21 protein-coding genes are annotated in these 24694 nt (G+C 63.9%); 8 read left to right on the forward strand and 13 right to left on the reverse strand.

What is annotated here, in order from left to right:
• Positions 1-149 precede the first annotated feature (149 nt).
• From AXW84_RS26330 to alaS, 4 genes are all read right to left on the reverse strand, one after another.
• Positions 150-1781: an OmpA family protein gene (locus AXW84_RS26330; protein ID WP_082773804.1), complete on the reverse strand. Its 1632-nt coding sequence runs from the start codon at positions 1779-1781 to the stop codon at positions 150-152.
• A 240-nt stretch (positions 1782-2021) separates the two neighbouring features.
• Positions 2022-2909 carry an energy transducer TonB gene (locus AXW84_RS09760; protein WP_157886919.1) on the reverse strand — a complete coding sequence of 296 codons (888 nt, stop codon included), beginning with the start codon at positions 2907-2909 and terminating at the stop codon, positions 2022-2024.
• A 194-nt stretch (positions 2910-3103) separates the two neighbouring features.
• Positions 3104-3862 carry an energy transducer TonB gene (locus tag AXW84_RS09765; RefSeq protein WP_082773806.1) on the reverse strand — a complete coding sequence of 253 codons (759 nt, stop codon included), beginning with the start codon at positions 3860-3862 and terminating at the stop codon, positions 3104-3106.
• 140 nt (positions 3863-4002) lie between these two features.
• Positions 4003-6684 (reverse strand): alanine--tRNA ligase, encoded by a 2682-nt coding sequence (alaS, locus tag AXW84_RS09770; RefSeq protein WP_068232070.1) that lies wholly within the window; start codon positions 6682-6684, stop codon positions 4003-4005.
• A 60-nt stretch (positions 6685-6744) separates the two neighbouring features.
• Between alaS and AXW84_RS09775 the strand changes: the two genes are divergently transcribed.
• The 3 genes from AXW84_RS09775 (at position 6745) to AXW84_RS09785 (ending at position 9464) form a co-directional block, all read left to right on the forward strand.
• Positions 6745-7098, forward strand: a complete 354-nt coding sequence (locus AXW84_RS09775) for a MerR family transcriptional regulator (protein ID WP_068232072.1) — start codon at positions 6745-6747, stop codon at positions 7096-7098.
• Between the two features lie 198 nt (positions 7099-7296).
• The gene (gene dprA / locus AXW84_RS09780) at positions 7297-8430 is read left to right on the forward strand and encodes a DNA-processing protein DprA (RefSeq protein ID WP_236943292.1); all 1134 of its coding nucleotides are present in this window, start codon (positions 7297-7299) and stop codon (positions 8428-8430) included.
• Between the two features lie 221 nt (positions 8431-8651).
• A complete protein-coding gene (locus tag AXW84_RS09785; protein ID WP_068232074.1) occupies positions 8652-9464 on the forward strand; it encodes an aminotransferase class IV in 813 nt (270 codons plus the stop codon).
• Here AXW84_RS09785 and AXW84_RS23190 read toward each other — a convergent pair.
• Genes AXW84_RS23190 through AXW84_RS09795 form a run of 3 tightly spaced genes read right to left on the reverse strand, consistent with a single transcriptional unit; the run spans position 9452 to position 11788 of the window.
• Entirely contained in the window at positions 9452-10426 is a 975-nt protein-coding gene (locus AXW84_RS23190) for an HTH domain-containing protein (RefSeq protein ID WP_071891163.1), read from the reverse strand. The two genes, AXW84_RS09785 and AXW84_RS23190, sit on opposite strands and share 13 nt — an antisense overlap.
• A gap of 31 nt (positions 10427-10457) precedes the next feature.
• Positions 10458-10985, reverse strand: a complete 528-nt coding sequence (locus AXW84_RS09790; protein ID WP_157886920.1) for a hypothetical protein — start codon at positions 10983-10985, stop codon at positions 10458-10460.
• A gap of 8 nt (positions 10986-10993) precedes the next feature.
• Positions 10994-11788: a thymidylate synthase gene (locus AXW84_RS09795; protein WP_068232085.1), complete on the reverse strand. Its 795-nt coding sequence runs from the start codon at positions 11786-11788 to the stop codon at positions 10994-10996.
• A 150-nt stretch (positions 11789-11938) separates the two neighbouring features.
• Between AXW84_RS09795 and AXW84_RS24745 the strand changes: the two genes are divergently transcribed.
• Positions 11939-12610 (forward strand): hypothetical protein, encoded by a 672-nt coding sequence (locus AXW84_RS24745; RefSeq protein ID WP_071891166.1) that lies wholly within the window; start codon positions 11939-11941, stop codon positions 12608-12610.
• A 62-nt stretch (positions 12611-12672) separates the two neighbouring features.
• Here the strand turns inward: AXW84_RS24745 and AXW84_RS09800 are convergent, their stop codons facing one another.
• A complete protein-coding gene (locus tag AXW84_RS09800; RefSeq protein ID WP_068232087.1) occupies positions 12673-12915 on the reverse strand; it encodes a hypothetical protein in 243 nt (80 codons plus the stop codon).
• Between the two features lie 155 nt (positions 12916-13070).
• Between AXW84_RS09800 and AXW84_RS09805 the strand changes: the two genes are divergently transcribed.
• Positions 13071-15371, forward strand: a complete 2301-nt coding sequence (locus tag AXW84_RS09805; protein WP_068232092.1) for an efflux RND transporter permease subunit — start codon at positions 13071-13073, stop codon at positions 15369-15371.
• A 17-nt stretch (positions 15372-15388) separates the two neighbouring features.
• Here the strand turns inward: AXW84_RS09805 and AXW84_RS09810 are convergent, their stop codons facing one another.
• Positions 15389-16498 (reverse strand): Gfo/Idh/MocA family protein, encoded by a 1110-nt coding sequence (locus AXW84_RS09810; protein WP_068232099.1) that lies wholly within the window; start codon positions 16496-16498, stop codon positions 15389-15391.
• A 286-nt stretch (positions 16499-16784) separates the two neighbouring features.
• On the opposite strand from AXW84_RS09810, the gene AXW84_RS09815 reads away from it, so the two are divergent.
• On the forward strand, positions 16785-17618 hold the full coding sequence (locus tag AXW84_RS09815; RefSeq protein WP_068232102.1) for an oxygenase MpaB family protein: 834 nt from the start codon (positions 16785-16787) through the stop codon (positions 17616-17618).
• Position 17619: 1 nt separating this feature from the next.
• Positions 17620-18000 carry a ribosomal maturation YjgA family protein gene (locus tag AXW84_RS09820; protein ID WP_068232106.1) on the forward strand — a complete coding sequence of 127 codons (381 nt, stop codon included), beginning with the start codon at positions 17620-17622 and terminating at the stop codon, positions 17998-18000.
• Between the two features lie 96 nt (positions 18001-18096).
• On the opposite strand, the gene AXW84_RS24750 is transcribed toward AXW84_RS09820, so the two are convergent.
• The 4 genes from AXW84_RS24750 to AXW84_RS26335 form a co-directional block, all read right to left on the reverse strand.
• Positions 18097-18660, reverse strand: coding sequence for a hypothetical protein (locus AXW84_RS24750; RefSeq protein WP_157886921.1), 564 nt, complete (start codon positions 18658-18660; stop codon positions 18097-18099).
• Positions 18661-18762: 102 nt separating this feature from the next.
• Positions 18763-20310, reverse strand: coding sequence for a M20/M25/M40 family metallo-hydrolase (locus AXW84_RS09825; protein WP_068232109.1), 1548 nt, complete (start codon positions 20308-20310; stop codon positions 18763-18765).
• A gap of 245 nt (positions 20311-20555) precedes the next feature.
• Positions 20556-20870 carry an L-rhamnose mutarotase gene (locus tag AXW84_RS09830; protein ID WP_068232112.1) on the reverse strand — a complete coding sequence of 105 codons (315 nt, stop codon included), beginning with the start codon at positions 20868-20870 and terminating at the stop codon, positions 20556-20558.
• Positions 20871-21125: 255 nt separating this feature from the next.
• Positions 21126-23201 carry an alkaline phosphatase gene (locus AXW84_RS26335; protein ID WP_082773808.1) on the reverse strand — a complete coding sequence of 692 codons (2076 nt, stop codon included), beginning with the start codon at positions 23199-23201 and terminating at the stop codon, positions 21126-21128.
• A 275-nt stretch (positions 23202-23476) separates the two neighbouring features.
• On the opposite strand from AXW84_RS26335, the gene AXW84_RS09840 reads away from it, so the two are divergent.
• On the forward strand, positions 23477-24559 hold the full coding sequence (locus tag AXW84_RS09840; protein ID WP_068232116.1) for a hypothetical protein: 1083 nt from the start codon (positions 23477-23479) through the stop codon (positions 24557-24559).
• Positions 24560-24694 lie beyond the last annotated feature (135 nt).

Here is a 24694-nt window from a genome sequence, read left to right on the forward strand (position 1 = left end):
GGGCCCCGGCGCGGGTTTGGGGCCCCGGGGCCCCGCTTTTTCACACAGCATCGGGAGCATTTGTTACGCGCAGGGCCAAAAAAAAGCAGCCCGCTCAAAACGAGCGGGCTGCATTAACCAAGGTAGCCGGGGCCGGGGCCCCCGCGGCCTTACTTCTTCACCGGGGCCTTTTTGGCGGCGGCCTTCTTTACTGGGGCCTTGCGGCTGCGGGGCGAGCCGGTACCAGTCGTTTTCTTGCCCGGCAGCTTCTTGCCTTCGGCTTTCAGCTCGCTGATGGTTGGGGCGGCGCCGTACTTCGCCTCGGCGGCGTTGGTTTCGCCGGTGAGGTAGGGGTCGAAGTCCACGCGGCGGTTCTTGGCTTGGCCAGCGGCGGTTTTGTTGTCCGCAATCGGCTTGGTTTCGCCGTAGCCACGGGCCTCGATGCGCTCGGCGGTAATGCCCTTGCTCAGCATGTACTTACGGGCGGCGGCGGCGCGCTCGTAGCTCAGGCGCAGGTTGTAGTTGTCGTCGCCCTTGCTGTCGGTGTGGCCCGCGATGCTGAGCGAGTAGTCGGGGTACTCGTTCATGATCTGCACCATCTGCTCCAGCTTGGGGAACGAGCTGGGCTTCAGCGTGGCCTTGTTGAAGTCGAAGTTGATGTACTTCGTGGCTTCGTTGAGCACCTTCTTGGTTTCGGCCTTCATCTCGGGGCAGCCCTTGTTGCTGGCGGGGCCGGCACGGTCGGGGCACTTGTCCTGGTAGTCGGGCACGCCGTCGCCGTCCGTGTCCACCGGGCAGCCGGTAGCGTCCACTTTCACCCCAGCGGGGGTGTTGGGGCACTTGTCGAGGTAATCGGCCACGCCGTCGCCGTCCGTGTCAAGCGGGCAGCCGCTGGCGTCCACTTTGGTACCGGCCGGGGTGTTGGGGCACTTGTCGTCGTTGTCGGCCACGCCGTCACCGTCGGCATCGGGGCAACCTTGCAGGGCAGCCAGGCCTTTCACGTCGGGGCACTTGTCTTGGTAGTCGGGCACGCCGTCACCGTCGGTGTCAAGCGGGCAGCCGTTCACGTCCACTTTCACGCCGGCGGGCGTATCAGGGCACTTGTCTTTGCGGTCGGATACGCCGTCGCCGTCGGTGTCCTTGGCCTTGCCGATGTTGGCGGTTAAGCCGGCCGAGAATTGCAGGTAGCGGTCGTGGTCGTAATAAAATCCGGTGGCGTTGCTGGCCGAACCGTCGAGCTTGTCGTCGCCGGTGACGAGCATGTGCTCGCCCGCCTGGGCAAACAGGCTGAAGCCCGGCGTAATACGAAAATCCAAACCGATGGCGCCTTGGGCGTCAAAGGAAGTGAAATCGAGGTGGTTGGCGGCAGCGGTCGGCGAGGCGTACCGGTCGGAGTTGACGCGGGCCACACCAGGCTGAATCAGAAAGTAAGGCCGGATAACTGCCTCGTCTTTCAGGGGCAGTTTGAACTTGAAGCCCAGACCGTATGTGCTGATGTTGGCGTAGAAACGGGTGCCGTTGTTGGCGAACGCGCCCGTCGGCGACGGGAAGCGCAGCGTGGACTGGTTGGCCGACAGGTTAATGTCGAAGCCCTTGCTGATGTAGCGGCTCAGGGTGAGGCCGCCGCCGTACGTGTTGTTCTTGGCTTTAAAGTAGGTATTGCCCATGTCGCCCATGTACTGGAGCGTGGTGGCGTACCCGCTGATACCAAACTTTCTATCGGCCGATTGGGCCTGGCTGCGTGGAGCCGCGGCCAGCAGGCCCAAGCCCAGTAGAGTTGTTGTAGATAACAGGTGTTTCATAAAAAAATTTGGGTAAAAATGGGGAATTTCCCCGTTGGTAAGCGTGTTAGCAAAGCGCAAATTTACAGCGCACATGCTGCGTAGCAGTGCTGAGGTACGCAACGCACCGGAAGGAAGTTTAAGTAATTCGCATTAGTAACCAAAAAATCACACGCCCGGGGGCATCGCCTGGAGCCCTGCCGTGCCCCCGGGCGTGTGATTTTTGGTTACTAATGGGCCGCAACGGGGCCCCGGCCGGCCTTACAGCCGCCTTCCCGGGCTGGAAGCCGGCCTGACGTAGAACACCACCGGCACTTGGCAAGTGGCGCGCACCGTTTGGCCGTCGCGCTGCCCGGGGCGGAACCGTTTGGTCAGGCCGCGCACCGCGGCCAGCACCTTCTCGTTCAACCACGGGGCCGACGACCGGGCCACGTACGGGTCAGCCACCTCGCCCTGCTCGGTGATGGTGAACACGACGTCGATTTGGCCCACCGGCCAGCGGGTGGCCCCCGGTACAACGGCGGGCCGGGTTTCGCGGCGCGCCCCCCCGAAGGCACCTTCCCACATCAGCGAGCCCGACGTATCAAAGCGGTGCATTTCGGTGGCGGTGGGGCGCACGCGCCGCGTCACGTCGTGGTACAGCAGCAGGGCCCCGCCCGGGTACAGCGGCGGCTGCTCGTAGGGAAAATATGGCACGGGGCGGCCGTCGGGGCCGTAGCAGGCCCCCAGCATGTTTTGATCGGCCACGAACTGGTCGCGCCGCTTCAGGGTGCCGTCGGGGTAGTAGGCCAGCAGCTCGCCCTGGCGGCGGCCTCCGAGGTATTCCTCCTTGGTGCACGGGCGGCCGTCTTCGTACCACGTGGTGCGGGTGCCGTGCACTACGCCCCGGCCCAGGTCGAGGTAGGGCGTGTAGGCTTGCAGGGCCCCGGTGGCGTAGTAGCGCCGCACCACGGCGCGGCTGCTACTGTCGGTGCGCAGGGTTTCGACGCGGTAGGCAGCGCTGTCGGGGCCCGGCAGTGGGCGCTCGTCGGCATCCAGGTAGGCCACCGTCGTCTGCGGAAACGCGGGGGCGGGCGTGGTTTGGGCACGCGCCGCGCCCCCCAGCCCCCAGGCCACTAGCAACGGCAGCAACAAGCGAAAAGTAGGCATCGGACGGTCCGGGTAGGGTGCGGCCAACAGAAAGGGCATTGGGGCCCCGGCCCGGGGCCCCAATGCACCAAATGTAAGCGCCAACGTCCTTTTCACCAACCCGATAAGGTGGCCTAGTGGCTGCTTCTTGGGAGCGCCCAGAGCGGGAGGGCGGGCTTAACTAATCGCGCCGCATTGCCGCCATCAGAACCAGGTTAAAAGGTGACCGGTATGGTAAAGGCAATGGCCACCGGATTTCCATCCTGCAAGCCGGGTTTGAATCGTTTCAGCCGCCGTATCGATTCCAGCACGGCTTCATCGGCCAGCGGACACAGGCTTTGCACTAGGCGGATATCGGCCACGTCCCCCAAAGCATTCACGTTAAACGCCACGATGACCTGTCCGGCACAGTGGTCTTTGGCCGCGAGCCGCGGATACTTAATTCCACGCTGCACCGCCCTGACTATTACGCGGGCACTACCGTCGCCCTCCGGGTACACGGGCATCTGCTCGAACTTGTAAAACGGAACGAGTTGGCCATTTTCAGCGAAGCATTCGCCGGTAGAAGTAAAGTCGTCTTTCAGATTATACACTTCGCGCCGTTTCAGCTGACCTGTGGAATAATAAGTGCGTAACTCCCCTGTCCTCCGGCCCTGCCGGTAATCTGCGTGCATTCGGAGTTGGCCGTTGGGGTACCACTGTTCCGATATTCCATCGGGCACTCCCTTCCGCAGATTGGCAAATGCTTGCCGGCTGGCCAGCTTGCCCGTGGCCAGATAATAGGTACTTACCGTGGCCGTTATGCTATCAGAAAATTCGGTTTCGCGGCGGTAGCGAGCACCAACTTCGTTGAGCAGCACCTGGTGCGTTGAATCTAGAAACGCCTGCTTATGCGGCGGAATAAGCTGCTGCGCGATGGCCACTTTAGTCGTTAGCAGGCTCAGCGCCACACAAGCGCTATAAATTCGACGCATGCAAAGCAAAGACAATCTTGTGGAAAGGAAATGAAGGACAACGGAGCGCAAAATAGCGGTCGATTTCTTGCTGAAGAGAAAAGCGGCGGCCCTACCAGGTAGAGCCGCCGCTTTTCTCTTCAGTCTAAGTTACCAACGAGCTATAGTGCTGTCGAAACCGCAGCCTCGGCCTTGGCGATGGCCGCGCCCAGGCCCGCCAGGTTTTTGCCGCCGGCCGTGGCGAAGAACGGCTGCCCGCCGCCGCCGCCCTGGATTTCCTTGGCCAGTTCGCGCACCAGCGCCGTGGCGTTGAGCTTACCGGCTTTGGCCAGCTCGTCGTCGAGCATCACGGCTAGCTGGGGCTTGCCGTCGATTTCGGCGCCCAATACCAGCACGAGGTTCGGCACGGCCTGGCGCAGGTTGAAGGCCAGGGTTTTGAGGCCCTCGGCGCTGGTGGCCTGCACCTGGGCGGCGAGGAAGTTCACGCCGTTCAGCGGCTTCACCTGGCCGGCCAATTGGTCTTTCTGCTGGTTGATGCTTTGCTGGGCAAACTGCTCCATTTGCTTGCGCAGGGCCCCAATTTCCTCGGTTTGCTTTTCGAGCGACGTCAGCAAGTGCTGGGGGTTGCCGAGGGCCTCGCGCACCTGGGCGAGCAGGTCAAGCTGCTGGTCCACGTAGACTTCGGCGGGGCCGGCCGTCACGGCTTCGAGGCGGCGCACGCCAGCCCCCACGGCGCTTTCGGCCACGATTTTGAAGTAGCCGATGCTGCCCGTGTTGGCCACGTGCAGGCCACCGCACAACTCCACCGAATAGTCTTTGTCGAAGGTGATGACGCGCACGAACTCGCCGTACTTCTCGCCGAACAAGGCCATGGCGCCCAGCGTTTTGGCCTCGGCAATGGGCACGTTGCGGCGCTCATCGAGCGGGATTTGCCGCCGAATCTGCTCGTTCACCAGCTGCTCAATCTCGCGCAGCTGCCCGTTGGTCACCTTCGTGAAGTGCGAGAAGTCGAAGCGCAGCAGCTTGTCGTTCACCAGCGAGCCTTTTTGCTGCACGTGCTCGCCGAGCACGCGGCGCAGGGCGGCTTGCAGCAAGTGCGTAGCCGTGTGGTTGTTGCGCACGAGCGTGCGCCGCGCCGCGTCGGGCCGGGCCCAGAACTCGGCCGTCAGCTCCTGCGGCAGCTCCAGCACCGTGTGGATGATGAGGTCGTTCTCGCGCTTCGTGTCCAGCACGCGCAGCCGGTCCACGTCGCTTTCCAGGTAGCCGGTGTCGCCAATCTGGCCGCCACTTTCGGCGTAGAACGGCGTTTGGTCGAGCACCAATTGGTATTCCGTCTTGCCCTTCTTGTCAATTTTGCGGTAGCGCAGCAGGCGGGCAGTGGCCTCGTCCTGGTCGTAGCCCACGAACACGTTGGGCCCCTCGGCTTCGGCCACCGTCACCCAGTCGCTCTGCTCGGTTTCCTGGGCGTTGCGGCTGCGGTTTTTCTGCTGCGCCAGCGCTTGCTGGAAGCCGGCCTCGTCCACCGTCAGCCCTTTTTCGCGGGCGATGAGGGCCGTCAAATCCAGCGGGAAGCCGAATGTGTCGCTCAGCTCGAAGGCCGTGGCGCCGTCGATGACGCCGCCGTTCTGGCGGGCGGCTTCCTCCAGCGCGTCCAGACGGCGCAGGCCGGTTTCCAGCGTTTTCAGGAACGCAATTTCCTCTTCCTCAATCACCCGCGTCACGAAGGCCTGCTGGGCCTTCAGCTCGGGGAAAATGCCGGCCATCTGGTCGGCCAGCACGGGCACGAGCTTGTAGAGGAAGGGCTGCTTCTGGTTCAAGCTCGAAAAGGCGTAGCGCACGGCCCGGCGCAGGATGCGGCGGATGACGTAGCCGGCCTTCACGTTGCTCGGCAGCTGGCCGTCGGCGATGGTGAAGGCGATGGCGCGGATGTGGTCGGCCAGCACCCGGATGGCGATGTCGGTTTTCTCGTTTTCGGTGGCCGGCTGGTCGTTCACCGTGGCCGGCGAGGTGCCGTGGTACTCGATGCCTACTTCCTTGGCAATGAACTGGATGAGCGGCTGGAACACGTCGGTGTCGTAGTTCGAGCGCACGCCCGACACGGCCATCATCAGGCGCTCGAAGCCCATGCCGGTGTCCACGCTCTGGGCCGGCAGCTTGACGAGCGACTTGTCGGCCAGGCGCTGGAACTCCATGAACACGTTGTTCCACACCTCCACCACCTGCGGGTGGTCGGCGTTGACGAGCTGGTGGCCAGGCGTTTGGGCGCGCTCCTCGGCGGTGCGCAGGTCCACGTGGATTTCGGTGCAGGGGCCGCAGGGCCCCGTGTCGCCCATCTCCCAGAAGTTGTCCTTCTTGTTGCCGGGCAGGATGCGGTCGTCGGTGGTGTACTGGCGCCACAGGGCCTGCGTTTCGGCGTCGGGGCCCAGGCCGTCGCCCTTATCGCCCTCGAAATACGTCACGTAGAGCCGGTCTTTTTCGAGCTTGAATACGTCGGTGAGCAGCTCCCAGGCCCAGGCAATGGCGTCCTTCTTGAAGTAATCGCCGAACGACCAGTTGCCCAGCATTTCGAACATCGTGTGGTGGTAGGTGTCATAGCCCACCTCCTCCAAATCGTTGTGCTTACCGCTGACGCGCAGGCACTTCTGGGTGTCGGCGATGCGCTTGAAGGGCGCGGGGCGGTTGCCCAGGAAGTAGTCTTTGAACGGGGCCATGCCGCTGTTGATAAACAGCAGCGTGGGGTCGTCTTTCACCACGAGCGGGGCCGAGGGCACGATGTGGTGGCCTTTGGAGGCGAAGAAATCGAGGAATTGCTGGCGGACGTGCGCGGCGGTGGGGAGCGACATAGAAAAACGGCCGAACGGGGATTTTTGGGTACTTTTCGGCTGAATCGCAAAGGTAACCCCATGCCCTATAAAGAGCGCACCATCGAAAAACAGTACTTTACCATCGGCGAAGTGGCCGCCCAGTTCAAGGTGGCCGAGTCGCTGGTGCGCTTCTGGGAAACCGAGTTCGACGAGCTGAAACCGCGCCGCAGCAAGAAGGGCAACCGCCTCTACACGCCGCAGGACATCGACACGTTCCGCACCATTTTCCACCTTGTCAAGGAGCGCGGCTACACCATCCCGGGGGCCCGCGAAATGCTCAAGCAGAAGGGCCCCCAGCTCAAGGATAAAATCGACGCCGTGCAGGCCATCGAGCGCGTCCGGGCCTTTTTGGTGAGCCTAAAGAAGGAGCTGGACGTGGCCCGGCCGGAGTAGGGCGGCGGTTAGTATTTGGGCCCCAGAACGTTTTGCTGCGCTGGCCTCCAAGCCGTCATGCAAAGCGCAGTGAAGCATCTTTGTCGCGCCAATAATCAGGATTAGTTACGCAGGAAAGATGCTTCGCTGCGCTCTGCATGACGTTCTGATAATTACGCTCCTCTATCAATATTTTATATCTATACCTATCCCCTATCGATGCCCCAAACGATTACTGACGATTTATTCCACGAACTGGCCCTCACGCTCATCCCCGGCATTGGCCCGCAGATTACGCGGCAGCTGATGAGCTACGGTGGCTCGGCCAAAAACGTGCTGCTGATGCCGCCGGGCAAGCTGCGGCGCATTCCCGGCGTGGGGCCCAAAGCGGTGGCCAGCCTTACGGGCCCCGAGCGCGCCACGGCCCTCAGCCGCGCCGAAAAGGACCTGCGGCAGGCAGAGAAAGAGGGCGTCGAAATCCTATTTTACACTAGCAAGCGCTACCCGCACCGCCTCAAACTCATCCCCGACGCGCCGGTCATCCTCTACTACCAGGGCCCCGCCGACCTCAATGCGCTCAAAATCGTGGCCCTCGTCGGCACCCGGCAATCCACGGAGTACGGGCGCGAGCAAACCGAGCGCATCGTGCGGGGGCTGGTGCCGCACCGGCCGCTGGTGGTCAGCGGCTTAGCCTACGGCATTGATATTCTGGCCCACCGCGCGGCTTTGCAGGAAGGCCTGCCCACGGTGGGCGTGATGGCCACCGGCCTCGACGTCATCTACCCCGCCGCGCACCGCAAAACGGCCGAAAAAATGCGCGAAGTGGGCGGCCTGCTCACCGAATTCCCCTTCGGCACGGGGCCCGACCGGTACAATTTTCCGCAGCGCAACCGCATCATCGCCGGGCTCGCCGACGGCACCGTGGTGGTGGAAGCGGCCATTAAGGGCGGGGCCCTCATCACCGCCGAGCTAGCCCTGAGCTACGACCGCGACGTGCTGGCCGTGCCCGGCAACCTGGGCTCGCTGGCCTCCGAGGGCTGCAACGCCCTGATTAAAAATAACAAGGCCGCCATCTACACCGAGCCCCGCGACCTGGAGGTTATTCTGAATTGGGACGCGGCCCTGCACTCGGGCAAGTTCAAGCCCGCCCCCGCCTACTCGCCCGACGATTTCACGGCCGACGAATTTGCGCTCATCGCCGTACTCTCCGCCGCCGCCGGCCGCGAGGCCCAGATGGACGACCTCGCCTGGAAGGCCCAGCTGGCCATCCACGCCGTGGCCGCGCTGCTGCTGGGCCTGGAGTTTCGGGGCGTGGTGCGGGCCCTGCCGGGCAAGAAATTCGCGCTTGTCTGAACCACGGATTTATCGGATTATTCGGATTGGTCGGATTTGGGGGACGATTCACGCTGGCCGGCTAACCGGCTTTACTTGTGGCCTATAGCCCGGGCTACCGGCTTTTTCGCCGGCTGCCCGGTAATCGCTGGGGCCCTGAAAGCCATTTGCCGCATCCGCTTCTCATCACTGGGGCCCCACCGACCGTCTACCACACCCGTTTCATCGTACCCGCCGCCGCTATGTTCCTGCTTCACAACGGCCAGTTGGTGGCCGCCGATGCCTTTGCCCTGCCCCTGCCCAACCGCGGCCTAGCCTTCGGCGACGGCTTCTTTGAAACCCTGGTGTTCGCCGAAAACCGCCTGCGCTACACCGCCGACCACCTCGCCCGGATGCAGCAGGCCGCCACCGCCCTGTACCTGACGCTGCCAGCTACCCTGGCCACGCCCGGGGCCCTGGCCGCCACCCTGGGGGCCCTGGCCGCCGCCAACGGCCTGCCCGCCGCCCGCCTGCGCCTGCAGCTGTGGCGCGCCGGCGGCGGCCGCTACGCCCCGCCCACCGCCACCGCCGAGTGGCTGGCCACCGCCGAACCCTTCGCGCCCGACGAAGCGCCCATTGCGCAAGCCGGTTTTGCCCAGGAAACACATTCGCTGTTTTCGCCGCTCAGCTTCTGCAAGGGACCCCAGGCGTGGCTCTACGTGCGCGCCGCCCACGAGCGCCAGCAGCGCGGCTGGGACGAAATCATCCTCTGCGACGCGGCCGGGCACGTGGCCGAAGCCGGCGCCGCGGCCATTTTCTGGCTGAAGGACGGGGCCCTATTCACGCCGTCGCTGGCCAGCGGCTGCGTGGCGGGCGTGCGGCGGGCCCAGGTACTGCGGGCGGCCAAGGCGCAGGGCCTGGCGTGCCGCGAAGGGCTTTTCCCACCGGAAGAATTGTTAGCGGCCGACGCGGTTTTCACGGCCAATGTGGCGGCGGTGCGGGCGGTGAAACGGATTGATCTGACAATTTTTAAATCGCATCATATTGATGCACAATTCAAAAATCAACCGAATTGAATTGTTTCGATAGATTTCAATAACTCTGATTGTGAGAACACTTTATCATATTGTTCTTTATAAACTTCGTTACTTTTTAAATCCTTCTGAACTCTCGACAAAAAATCTTTAAAATCTTTATTCATTGCTAATTTATTCATAGTATCCCAATCCAGATTTTCTTTAAACCGAGCTGGAAGTATTATTTCTGCTTTATCGGGATGTTCGGTATTGAGACGAATAACACCGATGTTGAAAGAAGAGGACAAACGCTTTAGTTCGCTTAAAAAATCTTGTGAATCAGATATTTTAGCTGCTACCAAATAGCTTTCGTTTGCCCATGAAGAGTTCGAGACTGCCTGAAAAAACACTTCGCGCAAATTAGTCATATCAAGCTTGCGTTTTAATTCAAAAGAACACAACCGGATTGAAGCGTTGCCAATGGAGCGACTCAAGCTGGAAACTTCGCTATGCCACCCATCTTGAAGAAATGGAAAAGCACAAGAAACCATGTCAGGATGTACCCATTCGCCATAACTGCTTTTCGCCGATTTACTATGATTTAGCGTTTTTGCATATGCTTTCAATTTATAGAAAGCAAAGTGAGCTAAAAAAGGGTGCAAATGTTTTTCTAAATAATATTCTTCTTGTTTAACCGATTGTAACAATTTTTCTACTTTCTTCTGGTTACCTGCAGCTTCGATATTAATAGATTCAGGTAATACAGCAGCCACAATCGAAGTATCTACTGTCTGCTGCATTTCTGCAAGCGCAAATTTTCCTTTACCAACTTTGCAAAATTTAGTGGCTGCGTTGTTTTTTAAGTCAACGTACAATTGGGCCCCGAGCGTAGCCCAAGGCGTTTTTCCTGTTGTTTTCACTTGCGCAGCCAGACCGGAAATCAATGCCTTATCCCATATCTGTTGAGCGTTTAGAGGTGATGAATCTTTTAAAACGGCTTCGGCTATCGCAAGAAAAGTCATGTTGTTGAGCAGAACAGTTTTGCAAGCAAAGCTACTCCGCGATGAAGCGGATGGGCACGAGCAGCGAATCCTGCGCGGCCTTGGAGCGCACGAAGCGCAGGGCCCCCAGCACCCGCTGGGCCTCGGCGTCGAGGGCGCGGAGGGCGGCGGGGGTGTAGGCGGTTTCGGGCTGGGCCAGCTCGCGCTTGGTCACGCGCGGGGGCTGGCGCACCGAGCCGTCGGGCCGCACCTGCACGCTCACCAGCAGGCGGCCGGTGGGCAGCAGGGCGTTGGGCTGGGCCGCCGTGGGCCGGGCCCCCTCCGGGAACTTGGCCTGCGCCGACACGAAGTCAAAAAACTTGTTGCGGCCCGCCGACTGCCGCTCCGGGTCGGGCTCGTGCCAGAAGCGGGGCAGCACCGGCGAGGCCAGCTTGGGGGGCCCCGGCGCGGGCGGCGGCTCGCGGCGCTGCGGCAGCATCGGGAAGCCGGGGGCGGCGTACTCGCCGGTTTGGGCGCGGGCGGGCCGGGCGGCCAGTAGCCCGCTCCCCGCCAACAGCAACCCAATTATCCAGTTTTTCATTCGCTCCGTTATACGGCCACCGGGGCCTTGATGGCCGGCCATGGGTCGTAATTCTCCAGCTTAAAATCGTCGTACTGGAAACCGAAGATGTCCGCCACGGCCGGGTTGAGGCGCATGTGGGGCAGCGGGCGCGGCGCGCGGGTGAGCTGCAACTCGGCCTGTTCCAGGTGGTTGCTGTACAAATGCGTGTCGCCGCCGGTCCAGATGAACTCGCCGGGCTGCAGGCCCGTCACTTGGGCCACCATCAGCGTGAGCAGCGCGTAGGAGGCAATGTTGAACGGCACGCCCAGGAACACGTCGGCCGAGCGCTGGTAGAGCTGGCACGAGAGCCGGCCGTCGGCCACGTAAAACTGGAACAGGGCGTGGCAGGCGGGCAGCTTCATGGCCGGCAGGTCGGCCACGTTCCAGGCGCTCACCACCATGCGGCGCGAGTCGGGCTGGGTGCGGAGCTGCTGGATGATCTGGCTGATCTGGTCGATGTGGCCGCCGCGGCCGTCGGGCCACGAGCGCCACTGGTGGCCGTACACGGGGCCCAGTTCGCCGTCGGCGTCGGCCCACTCGTCCCAAATTTTCACCCCGTTGGCCTGCAGGTAGGCGACGTTGGTGTCGCCCTGCAAGAACCACAGCAATTCGTAGATGATGCTCTTCAAATGCACTTTTTTGGTGGTGACGAGCGGGAAGCCCTCGGCCAAATCGAACCGCATCTGGGGCCCAAAAATTGACTTGGTGCCCGTGCCGGTTCGGTCGGTTTTGGCGGTGCCGTGGTCGAGGATTTGGCGGAGGAGGGCTTGGTATTGGCGCATAACAAACCAAAGGTAAAACGCCTACGGGCCCCGCCAACAGTTCAAACCTCGAAGCTGCTTGTTAGTGCACGTGACGAGTTTGACCAATATTCTCCGTAACTACACGCAGGAATCCTAATCTTTGATTAACTCACAAAAGACTCAACCCCGATGGACATCGACCGGCTTGAAAACACTTGCACAGAAGACATTGAGGATTTAATCCCAGTGATAGAAACCTCCCTTGGTATTAAATTCAGTCAGGGCGAGTTAGAACACGTGACCACATTCGGGGAATTCTGCGACATTACCGTATCAAAAATTCATTTGACCGACGCGCCAGATTGTACCGCCCAACAAGCATTTTACAAGCTACGCCAAGCCTTGGCGCCGCACGTCCCTGGTTTGGCAATCACACCAGCTTCTCGCCTCAAGGACATTCTACCTGGTAGCCGGTATAAACGCCGAAAAATCCTGAATTCAGTAGAAGCCAGAACAGGCATTACACTGGATATTCACGGTGCTTCAGAATCTGTAGTAATGGGGCTTATAATTATGTTTCTCGCTTCATTCACCTCGTTTTTCTTCAGCAGCACCGCCGGCTGCACCGGGCTCACAATTTCTGTTATTGCGGCGATGGTTGCCCAATACACTGGCAATACCTGGCGAGTAGCTACAGTGAGAGAATGGGTAGAAAAGATGACGCGGGAGCACTACTTAAAATCGCGGCGTAACCCAATCACCGTAAATCGAACCGAAATAGCCAAACAGTTAAAGTCTCTATTTGCCGATAGATTAGCCCTTGATCCAACTGTACTAACCCGTGATGCGACATTTAGGTAGAAAATAAAAAAGGGCCGCTCCTTACCGGAGCGGCCCTTTTTGTTAAACCGGCAAGCCAGTCCTTACATCGTTTTGGCCATCGGCTTGGTGGCGGCGGGGGCCCCGGCGGTTTTGGCGGCGGCCATTTTGGCGCGGCAGCAGGCGGGCATGCCGGCCATATTGCCGGTGGCCATGCCGCGGGTGCACTGGGCGGCGGCCATGGCGGGGCAGTTGTCTTTTTTGGCGGCGGGCTTGCCGGGGCCCGTGTGGGCGAAGGCAGTGGCGCCGGTGGCAAACAGGGCGAGGGCGAGCAGGGTATTTTTCATGGCAGGAGAAGGAATTGAGTTGAGAGAAACAAAAGGACGAAAGCGGGCGTTTTCGACCCGCCGCTACGCAAGATAGCACACGCGGCCGACACTGTGGCGCGGCCGGCCGGGGCCCCGCTTTTTCCGCAAAACCTGGTTTTGCGCCCCTTCCGTTTATGTCCCTCCGCCGTTCTGCTTACTTCGCCCTGCTCGTGCTGGGGCTGCTCTCCGCCCTCAGCGCCTTTTATGTGGCCCAGCTGCGGTTCAATTACAATTTCAACGACTTCTACCCCGCCGGCGACCCCGACCTGGACTACTACCAGGGCTACACCCAGCGCTTCGGCAACGACAACGACTACCTGCTGCTGGGCCTGGAGGCCCCCAAGGGCCGGACGGTGTTCGACGCCGATTTCCTGGGCCGCGTCGATTCGCTCACGCGCCTGGCCCGGGGGCAGCGGCACGTGGTGGCCGTCACCTCCCCCACCACCCTCACCAACCCCGTGGTGGAGGGCCTGGGCTTCTTCAACCTGCCCTACCTGCGCCCGGCCGCCTACCGCGCCGACCCCGCCCAGCGGGCCCGCGACTCCACCCTGATTTACCGCACGCCGGGCCTGGTGGGCAACGTGTTCAGCCCCAACGCCCGGGCCGTGGCCCTGGTCATCCAAACCACGCCCGACCTCAAAAAGCCGCCCGGCGACTCGCTGCTGGCCGTGCTGCGCGGGGGCCTCAAGCAATACGGCTTCCCCGAAAGCAGCTACCACCTGGCGGGCCGCGCCGTGGCCCAGTCGGTGTTCGTCGACCGGCTCCAGCGCGAGCTGGTGGTGTTCATGAGCCTCTCGGTGCTGCTCGTGACGGGGCTGCTGTGGTTCACGTTTCGCACGTGGTGGGGCGTGGCGCTGCCGCTGGTGGTGGTGCTGGGGGCCATTTTGTGGGGCCTGGGCGTGATGGGGGCCTGCGGGGTGCGCATCGACCTGATGACGGCCCTGCTGCCGGTGATGATGTTCGTGGTGGGCACCTCCGACACGGTGCACATCATCACCCGCTACGTGGCCGAGCTAGGCTACGGGGCCAGCAAAAAAGACGCCCTGCGCGTTACCATCAAGGAATCGGGGTTCGGTTCGGCGCTGTCGGCCGTGACGACTAGCCTGGGCTTTTTCACGCTGATGACCAGCTCCATCCGGCCCATCTACAACTTTGGGCTGTTCACGGGCATCGCCGTGCTGCTGGCGTTCGTGCTCAGCTTCACGCTGTTGCCGGCGCTGCTCACGCTCCTCAAGAAGCCGCAGCTGCGGGTGGCGCGCACCCAGGGCCACAGCTGGGACGGCGTGCTGAGCCGCCTGTTCCGGCAGGTGCTGGCGCGGCGGCGGCTCATTTTCACGGTCAGCGGGCTGGTGGTGGCGGCTTCCATTGGGCTGGCCACGCGGGTGCACATCAACTCCATGCTGCTCGATGATTTGTCGAAGAGCGACCCCGTGCGGCAGGATTTTTTCTTTTTTGAGAAGCAATTTGCTGGCGTGCGGCCCTTCGAGCTGGAGCTGAAGCCGGCCCCCGGCCGCACCGTGTACGACCTGGCGGTGCTGCGCGAAACCGCCCGCATCGAGGACTACCTGCGGGGGCCCTACGGCCTGCGCTTCGCCGCCTCGCCCGTCACGCTCGTCAAGTCGGTGCGCAAGGCCCTGCACGGCGGCGGGCTGGAAGCGTACCGCCTCCCCGCCGATTCGGCCGAGCTGCGCGGCCTGCAAAGCAAGCTGCGCCTGTTCCGCAAAAAGCCCGAGTTTAGGGCCCTGGCGCTGCCCGACGGCAGCGCCGGCCGCCTCACCGGCCGCATGGCCGACGTGGGCAGCATCCGGGCCGATGCGCTGAACGCCGGGCTGCGCCGGTTCCTGCGCACCCGCATTGATTCCACGGTGCTGCGCACGCGGCTCACGGGCTCGTCCAATTTGATTGACAAGAACAACGAGAACCTGACGCTCAACATGATAACCGGCATGAGCATCGACATTCTCATGGTCACGCTCATCGTGCTGGCGCTGTTCAAGTCATTCAAAATGACCATCATCGTGCTCATCCCCAACCTGGTGCCCATCCTCATCGTGGCCGGCGTGATGGGCCTGGCCGGCGTGAGCATGAAGGTGAGCACGAGCATCATCTTCACCATCGCCTTCGGCATCGCGGTGGACGATACCATCCACTTCATCAGCAAGTTGCGCCTCACCCTGGCCCACGAAACGTCCGTGTTCCGGGCCGTGCGCCACACCTACCTGCTGGCCGGCAAGGCCGTCATCGTCACGTCGCTGATTCTGGTCGGCGGCTTCTCCACGCTGCTGTTTTCCTCGTTCGACGGCACGTTCTACGTCGGCTTCCTCATCGGCCTTACGCTGCTCTTCGGCGTGGTAGCCGAGCTGACGCTGCTGCCACTGCTGATTTTGTTCTTCTACAAGCGCAAGCCGGTGGCCATCGAAAAGGTGCTGAATTAGGGCCCCGGGGGCCCTAATTATTTCGAGAAGTACACCGTTTTGCCCTCTTTGGCCGACTGCTTGGCGGCTTCCAGAATCTCCACTACGATCAGGTTGGTGGGCAGCGCGGACAGCACGTCCTCCGGCGCGGTGCCGCGCACCACGGCCGCCAGGTAGGCAAACGGCTCGTCGTAGGGCGCCGGGGGCGCGGGGGCGGTCTGGTCCTGGGCCGGCTGTTTTTCGCTGAGCCGCACGCGCATGTGGCTGCCGTCCACGGTCATAACGGAGCCCGTTTGGCCGTAAATCTCCATGTCCTTGCGCGCGTACGGCCAGTTCCACGACGCCTGGATGACGCCCTCGGCCCTGGGGTAATTCACCAGGATGGTCGCGTCGTCGTCTACTTTGGGGTACACCTCGGGCTTGAGCTGCCGCGTCACGGCCGTGACCGACAGGGGCCGGGCGCCGTGCATGAGCCACGTCAGCAGGTCGGCGCCGTAGCAGCCGAAATCGACGAGGGCCCCGCCGCCGTTTTGCACCGGGTCGGTCAGCCAGTCCAGAAATTCTTTGTTCACCCCAATTTCTTTGGGGCCCTGGTGGCCGTCGTGCACCACCACCTTGCGGATGTCACCAATGGCCTTTTCCTGGTCCACCAGCTGGTAGGCTTGGCGGTTGGAGGCGTACCAGGTGGTTTCGTAGTTGGTGAGCAGGTGGATGTGGTGCTTCGTGGCCAGCGCCGCCATCTGGCGGGCGTGGTCGACGCTCACGGCCAGCGGCTTCTCCACCATCACGTGGATGCCGCGCGGCGCGCAGGCCTGCACCACGGCCAGGTGCTCGTAGATGCTGCCGAACGCCGTAACCGCCTCGGGCTTGGTTTTCTTCAGCATCTCGTCCAGCGAGCTGTAAACCAGCGACATGGGCAGGCCGTACTGCTTGGCGTAGCGCTCGGCCAGCGCCCGGTTGGGCTCGGCAATACCCACAATTTCGATGTCGCCCCGCTTGGCGCGGCCCAGAATCCCGTGCACGTGGGTGTGCGTGAGGCCCGCCACACCCACCCGCACGGGGGCCCCCGCTTTGGCTTGGGCCCCGGCGGGCGGGCTTGTTGTGAGCAACAGCAGCAGGGAAAAAAACGCGGCGAGGAGACGGAGCATGGGTTTCGGGTGTGGATAATGGTGCGGAAAGTTAGCAGTATTTCGCGGCCACGGGGCCCCGGTTGCCCGCAGGGGCCCCCGGGCGGCGGCCCCCCACTCCTTTGCCGGTGCGGGCTACCCAAAAAGACGCCCCTCAGTGCCTACCCGGGATATAAATCTTCGGCTGAATGGTTTGTAAAGAATGGAACGAGATTAACTTTGTATTTCAAAGTTCTTTTAATACGTATTTAACGCGGGCCGTTGAGCCGCGGCTGATGCTATTTTTTCGCTTTTGCTTCTTCTATTTATGACTTATTTTGTGGCTCCCGGGTCCATTGTGCGCCGCATCTGGGGCACGGCCGATACGGTGCTGTTCATCTTCGCCGGGGCCGCGGCCGAGTTTGCCCTCAACAAGGCCGTGGACTGGCTCTACTTCACCGGGCGGCTGCCGGCCGACCCGCTGGGCCGCTTGTTTTCGACGGTGGACTACGCCCGCCGCATCGTGTTTGCCGACCGCGCCGGGGCCGAGCGGGCCATCGACGCCATGGCCGCCATCCACGCGGCGGTGGAGGCCAAGCGCGGCCGGCCCATCCCCGCCGGGGCCTACCGCGACGTGCTATTCCTGCTCATCGCCTACTCCATTGGGGCCTTCGAGGTGCTGGAGCGGCCCCTCACGGGCCCCGAGCGCGAGGAAATCGTGGCCGTGTTTTGCCGCGTGGGCCAGCGCATGGGCATCCCCGGGCTGCCCACGGGCTACGCCGACTGGCAGGCCGCCCGCGCCCAGCACCTGGCCGCGCACCTCGTGCCCAGCCCTTACACCGCCGACCTGTACCGGCAGTACCGCCGCCACCTGGGGCCCCTGCGCTACCCGCTGCTGCGCGCCGTGCAGGGCCTGGTGGTGCCGCCCGCCGTGCGCGCGCTGCTGCACCTGGGCCGCGGCGCGGCGGTGCGCCCGGCCCTGGCCGTGTACCGGCACACCCGGCAGCTGGCCGTCAGCCAGTGGGCTAAAAGCACCCTGCTGCCGGCGGCGTACCGGGCCCGCATCCACGCGCTCGATGGGGCCCCGGCGGCCGACGCGGCGCTGCCCCAGCCCACCACCGCGCGGTGCCCGGTGGGCCCCCACCGCGCCCCCACCCGCTGAGGTGCTTACTTTCCGCCGCGGGTATTTTCTGCTCGCCACGCTGTTATTCGGCGCCGAGGCCGGCATTGCCGCCTTCGCCCACGATGCCCTGCTGCGGCCCTACGGGGGCGATGTGCTGGCCACCGTACTGCTCTATTGCCTGCTACGCAGCTTTTGGGCGGCGCCGACCGTGCCCGCCGTGTGGGCAGCGCTGCTCCTATCGTACCTCATCGAGGCGGCCCAATACGCCCACCTGCTGGCGCGCCTGGGCCTGGCGCACTCGGCGGCGGCGCGGCTCGTGTTGGGCAGCCAGTTCGAGTGGGGCGACGTGCTGGCCTACACCCTGGGGGCCCTGCTCGTGGCCGGCGTGGAGCGTAACCAGGCCGCCCGGGCTATAGGCTAGGGGCCCCGGCGGGCGCGCTCGTTATGCTAAATGTGGATTGCCGTCGTTAGGACCTGCACGATCAATGTATAAAATATGGCGGTGAGAAAATGGATTTTATCGCAATCTATTTTCCCACATACCTACCTGATACACTACTCTTCCATTTGGGTAGGAAAGAGCGACAGCTTCCAACTGCCGAAAGGAGGCTTTCAAATACCCGCGGCGTGGGCCATGGTATTGAGTGCACTCCATGCTCACTTTGCGGGTAGTAGTAAGCTTCGACTGCTTGACAGTATATCCTTGCAGGAAAATGAGCGTTTCACTGCCTCGGGTCCGTAAATAAGCAGTCACAGATGCGTCTGATGCCTCTGTCGAGCCATAGATGCTCGGAACTTTCGTGACCTGTGCGTGAATCAATGATGGAATGATAGTATCAATGACGAATCCCTTCGCTCGCAGTGCTTGAGCAATATTTCGGAGAGCAATGTCTGTGCTGTCTTTGGTGTAAATAACGACTTCATCAGCATTCTCAAACAGTACTGCTGAGTTATGCGGTGCGGGGCCATTGGACTGCGCGCACAGTTGTAGGGCCATCGTGGCACTACCAATAAGTGTTAGAACCCACAGCAAAAACCGTAAACTACATTTTAAGTGGGCGTCTATGAAGTAGAATTCCATTACTCGAAAGATACGCAGCTAAAGTAACGGCCCATATAAATAACAGCCTCGATCCGTCTATCAATTATTTGGGGGTGGGCCTACTTAAAAAACATCCATTGCTTACGGCATGGTCATCACGGCGGCCATGGTTTCCATGCCGTCCCAGAGGTTGCCGAGGCGCAGGTTTTCGTTTTCGGCGTGCTGGTTGTTGTCGTAGTTGGCGATGGGCACGGTGAGGGTGGTGGCCCCCAGCGCTTCCTTGAACGCGAAGAGCGGCAGGCTGCCGCCCGAGGTGGGCAGGCGCACCACCGGCTCGGCCACGGTGCTTTGCACGGCCGCCACCACGCGGCGGGCCAGGGGCAGGTCCAGGGGCGTGCGCTGGGCGTTGTAGCCGGCGGCGGGCGTCACCTGCGCCAGGCGCGGGTGCTGGGCGCGCTCGGCAGCGGTGGGCGCGGCGCGCGTCACGAAGTAGCCCTGGCGCTCGATGTGGTGGACGACCTTGGCCACCTGCCGCTGGTAGTCGTTGCCCAGCACGAGGCGCAAATCCAGCACGGCCTCGGCGGTGGTGGGGATGACGTTGGCCGCCTGGGGCCCCACGTTGGCGCTGCGCAGCCCGTTGATGTTCAGCGAGGGCTGGTTGATGAGCTCGCTCAATGACTGCCCCCGGCCGTCGGCCCGGGCAAAGCCCAGCCCCTGCCGGATGGCGGCGTCGTTGTTCGGAATCTGGCGCACGGCCTCCTGCTCGGCGGCGGTCAGCGGCACCACGTCGTCGTAGAAGCCGGCGATGGTGACGCGGCCCGTGCTGTCCTGCATCGAGCCCAGCAGCCGGGCCAGGGCCATGGCGGGGTTGGGGGCCCAGTTGCCGTAGTGGCCGCTGTGCAGCGGGCGCGTGGGCCCGTACACGGTCAGGGCCACGTTCACGTCGCCCCGGGCCCCGTACACCACCTGCTTGCGTCCCGACTGGTGCACCGGCCCGTCGCAGATGATCCACAAATCGGACGCGAGCAGCGCCTTGTGGCGGCCCAGCAGCTCGGCCAGGTGCGGCGAGCCCCGCTCCTCCTCGCCCTCGAAGAAAAACTTGAGGTTGGCCGTGGGCTGCACGCCGCTTTCGGCCAGGGCCTGGTAGGCGGCCAGGATGGCCATCACCCCGCCCTTGTCGTCGGAACTGCCGCGGGCGTAGAGGCGCCAATCGGGGCTGAGCGGCGTGCCCGCCGGCGGCAGCGGCACCACCTGGCCGCCGGCGCTGAGGGCCCCCGTGGCCAGCACGGGCCCGAACGGGCTCAGGCCCGGGGCCCACTGGGCGGGGTTCACGGGCTGGCCGTCGTAGTGGGCATAAAAGATGAGCGTGCGGGTGGCCCCGGGCACGCGCACCTCCCCAAACACGGCCGGCGGCACGCCCGGCGTGGCCGCCCCCAGCAGCTGCACGCCGCCGATGCCGCGCTGGCGCATCAGCTCGGCGATGGCGCCGGCCGTGCGGTGCAGCCCCGCCGAATCGGCCGCCACGTTCGGGATGGCCAGCAGCCGGGTGAAATCGGCCAGCAATTCGCGCTCGTGGCGCTGGCGGTACTGCCGCACTTTGGCCAGCGCGGGCACGGGCGGGGCCCCGGCGGCGAGCAGCCCGGCGGCCGCCGCGGCCAGCAGGCCCCCCAGCAGGTAAGGTTTCTTCATGCCCGCAAGTAAGCCCGGAAACTGCCAGAAATTCGGGCTTAAATCCAACCCGGGCCCCAGCTGATGGGCGCGCGCTGTACCGCCAAGCCGCGCTGGCACCGCAGGGCGCAGGGGCCTTGCCTACGCTACCTGGGGGCCCTAGGGCAAGGCCCCTGCGGTGCCAGCGCGGCTTGGCGGTACAGCGCGCCGTTGCGCTAGGAACCCACCGAATTGAAATCTAACCCGGGCCCGCCGGCCGCCGCGGGTCAGTCCTGGTGAAACACCCGCGCCAGTACCGTCACCACCGGCGACTGGTCGGGGTTGGTTTCCATCAAATCGGCCATGTGGGCCCACCAGCGCCGCATTACGGGCAAGCCCGGCAAAGCGTCGGCGGTATGGCCGGCCACCCGTTTTTGCACCCCAAACAGCCGCCCGCTGGCCGCGTCCAGGAAGATGGAATAGTCGCGGATGCCAGCCGCGCTCAGGGCCCCGGCCAGCTCGGGCCAGAGGTCGTCGTGGCGGCGCTGGTACTCGGCGGCCACCCCGGGCCGCAGCTGCATGGTGAAGGCAATTTCTTCCATTGGCGTGTTTATATTAACTAAATCGGCAAAGAGTTGAAGCCATTTAACCCGTCCACCGCGCCGCATTCCTATAGTAAACCGGCGGTAAAACCCAGCGCGGGCCAACGGCCGGGGCCCCCAGCCAACGGCCCGCAAGAAGCCCCGCGGTTACCGCCCAACCCTCCTGTACTCTTCGGTGCGCCGGGGCCCCAAAATGCAAAAAAGAGGAGCGGCAAGCCGCTCCTCTTTTCTACCTGGCGCTGGTGAGGCGCGGCGTTACAGCTTGATGGTTTTCTGGGACACCACCTGGCCGTTCACCGTCACGGCGGCCACGTAGAGGCCGGTGCGCAGGCGGGTGCCGTCCACGGCCACGGTGTGGGCGCCGGGGCCGTAGGACTGGCCGGTCACCACGGTTTGCACTTTCTGGCCGATTTCGTTGAACAACTCCACCGTCACGGCCCCGGCCGTGGCCAGGTTGAAGGCCACCTGGAAGCGGTCGGCAAACGGTACCGGGCTCAGCTGCACGCTAGACGTGGCCAGGGGCCCCGTGGTGTTGCCGCGGGTGCTGAGGGTGGTGGCGAACAGCGTGAGCTGCATGAAATCGGCCAGGATGGGCGTGATGGCCGTGTTGTCGAGCAGGCCGCGGCCGGTGATTTGCTGGGCGTGGGTGTTGGTGTTGTCCTCCGCGGCCACCCAAATGTCCTGGGGCGTGTGGTTGCCCACCGCCCCGGTTTGGGCGGCGCCGTTGCCGTTGGTGAGCGGGTTGGAGGCGTAGGCCACCACGATGCGCTTGGCCGTGGCCGAGGTGGGCTGCGGGTAGGTTTTGCCCTGGAAGGTGGCCAGCGTGTAGTCGGGAAACCAGCCGTTGGCCCCGCCGTCGCCGCGCACCAGGTTGGTGGGGGTGGCGTAGCCGGCCTCGGCGGCCACCGACTTGCCGATCTGGCCGGCGTAGGTGCGGATTTTGGTGCCATTCTTGTTGGCGTTGTCCTCGTCGTGCAGGCCCGTCACGGCAAAGCCGCCGCACTCGTGGTCGGAGGTGCTAAAAATCAGGGTTTTGCCGCTGGTGGGCGTGGCCATCAGGGCCCGGCCCTCGGCCACGGCGTAGTCGAAGGCCAGCACTTCCTTGATCATGTAATCGGACCCGTACACGTCGGCGGTGCGCGCCGTGGTGGGCGTGGCCGTCACGCCGGCGTCGCCGCCGCCGGCGTACACCGGCCGGTCGGCGTCCACCACGTACTGGTTAGTGGTGCCCGAGCCGGCCACCACCGAAATGCCGCCCGTGTTGGAGTGCTCCAGGTGGTCGATGCGGCCAGCTTCCACCATCAGGAAGAAGCCCTTGCCGTTGCTTTTGGCCTGCAACACCTTGATGGCCAAGGCCGTCATGTCAGCCAGCGAGGGCTCCCAGGCGGCGCTGGTCTGGCGGTCCTGCTCGTAGTTGACGTGCGAGGCGTTGAAGAGGCCGAGCAGCTTCTTGCCGCCCGGGCCGTACTGCGCCAGGTCGATGTTCAGCAAGGCGTCGCGGCTGTTCACGTACTGGTAGTTGCGCTGCTCCACGGCGTACTTCACCAGGTCCACGTCGTCGGCGCGGTTGCCTTTGAGGGTCACGGGGGCGCCGGCCGCGTTGAGGATGGGGGCCCCGGTGCGGTCCACCACGGCTTCGTAGGGGCTGGCCGCGCCGCGGGTGCGGGGCAAAAAGTGGCGGGCGCCGCCGCCAAGCACCACATCCAACTCCACGCCCACTTTGGTGGTGGGCAGCACCCAGTCGCGGGTGGCGGTGTAGCGGTAGGCGGCCGTGGGGCTGCTATTATAGATGGCCTCGTACTGCGCCTGGGTCGAGGCAATGTACTGGGCAGCAATGTAATCCTCCAGGTCGCGGTACCAGATGTGGCTGGCAAACGCGGCCGGCGTGGCGTGCGTGATGCGGGCCGTGCTCACCAGGCCCACCGCGTAGCCCTGCTTCTTGGCCGCCTCTAGGATCGTTTCGATGGCCGCGCCGCTGGAGGCATTCAGCGAAATCACCTCGTTGTCTTGCTTGCCGGGCTTGCCGCAGGCGTACACCGAGGCCCCCGGGGCCGAGTCCGTGATCCACGAGTTGAGCGAGTGCGTGGTGGCGGTGGCGTTGTACTTCATCTTGTCCAGGTTCAGCACCTGGAAGCCGGCGTCGGTGGCAAACCGCTTGCCGTCGCGCCCCTGGCCCAGGGCCATGCGGGTAGCGGTTTTGGGGGCCAGCCCGAAGCCGTCGCCGATGTAGAGGATGACGTTTTGGTTGGTGGACGCCGCCTGCGCGCGGGCCTCGTGCCGGGCCCCGGCGGCCAGCAGCAGGCCCCCAGCGAGTAAAAATCTGACCTTCATAAAAACCGAAAAAAGGTGGAGGGAATGAGTAAGCGTTTGCCGCCCGCAAAAGTCCCCGCCCCCCGTGAGGCCGGCGTTACCTGTTCATCAAGCCTTCATTATTAATTAAAAAAGTACCAGCCCTTAACTTAATATTACCATAACCCGCCGCCCAGTGCCCTTTTTTATCTTTGCAAAACCCATTTTTCGGTGGTGGCCTAAAGCGGGGTGGTCCGGCGACTTTCTCTGTTGCCGGACCACCCCGCTTTAGACTGCTGCCATTTTTCTCAGCGCCCATGCCCCTGTCCCGCCCCCTGCTTCGCCGCCACCTTTTGCTGGGGGCCCTGCTGGGCCTGCTGCTGCCGGGGGCCCCGCGGGCGGCCGCGGCCCGCCCCCGGCCACCCTACGCCGTGGCGGGCCACGAGGCGCCCGTGGCGCTGCTGCGCGCCGGCCGGGCCACGTACCTCGTCACGCAGCGCAGCGTGTTTCGGCTCGAAGGCACGCAGTTCGTGCGCAAGTACCAGTCACCCAACGTAATCCAGTGCGCCGCCGCGGCCGATACGGTGCTGTGGCTGGGCACCCAGCAGGGGGCCCTGGGCCTGGGGCTGGGCCCGGCCGGCTTCCGCCCGCACCCACTGGCCCTCCCCGGGGCGGCGGCCACGGCCCGCATCACCACGCTGTTTCAGGACGCGCAGGGGGCCCTGTGGGCGGGGGCCGACGGCTACGGCGCGTTCCGCCGGGCCCCGGGCGGCACCTTCGTGGCCGAGCTGAACACGCCGGCCATCACCGCCGGCGCGGCCACGGCCGACGGCTCGGTGTGGCTGGGCACCAACGTGGGCCTCAGCCGCAAGCAGGGCCCCGAGTGGACGCGCTACAACGAGGAAGGCGTGGCCAACCGCGAAATCCCCGACAACCTCGTGGAGAAGCTGCTGCCCGACAACACCGGGGCCCTGTGGGTCATCATGTCCGACGCCATCAGTGTGCTCAACCCCGCCCCCCAGGCCGCCGGCGAAGCCGAAGTGCCCACCGTCAAGTTTCTCGGCCAGCCGGGCAACGAGGTGTTCGGCGTGGCCAGCGTGCCCGGCGCGGGCCGCGTGTTCGCCACGGCCATGGGCCTGCTGCTGCTGCCCGCCGCCGCCCCCGGGCCCCTTGCCGCCGCCCCGGCCACCGACGAAGTAGCGCCCCAGCGCCTGCTGGTGCCGCTGCCCGCTCTGCCCGGCGCCACCACCTCTGCCCCACCCGTGCTGGTGCAAGTCGATGCCCAGCAACGAGTGTGGCTGGCCAGCGCCGACGAGGTAACGGTGCTCACGGCCAAGCAATTTCGCAAGTTTGCGCAGCGGGCCCCGGCGGCGGCCGCGGGCCTGGCCAGCCGGCCGTAGCCGCCGCGGGGCGCGGCTTCCAACCTAGGGCGCACTTTTAAGTTCTGACCTTACGATGCGCCTCGCGGGCCCCCTTTGGGGCCGGCCCCAAAGGGGGCCCGCGAGGCGCACCGTTGAACGAAACTGTACACCGAT

Origin of the sequence: Hymenobacter sp. PAMC 26628, assembly GCF_001562275.1 — a bacterium.
Lineage (GTDB): Bacteria > Bacteroidota > Bacteroidia > Cytophagales > Hymenobacteraceae > Hymenobacter.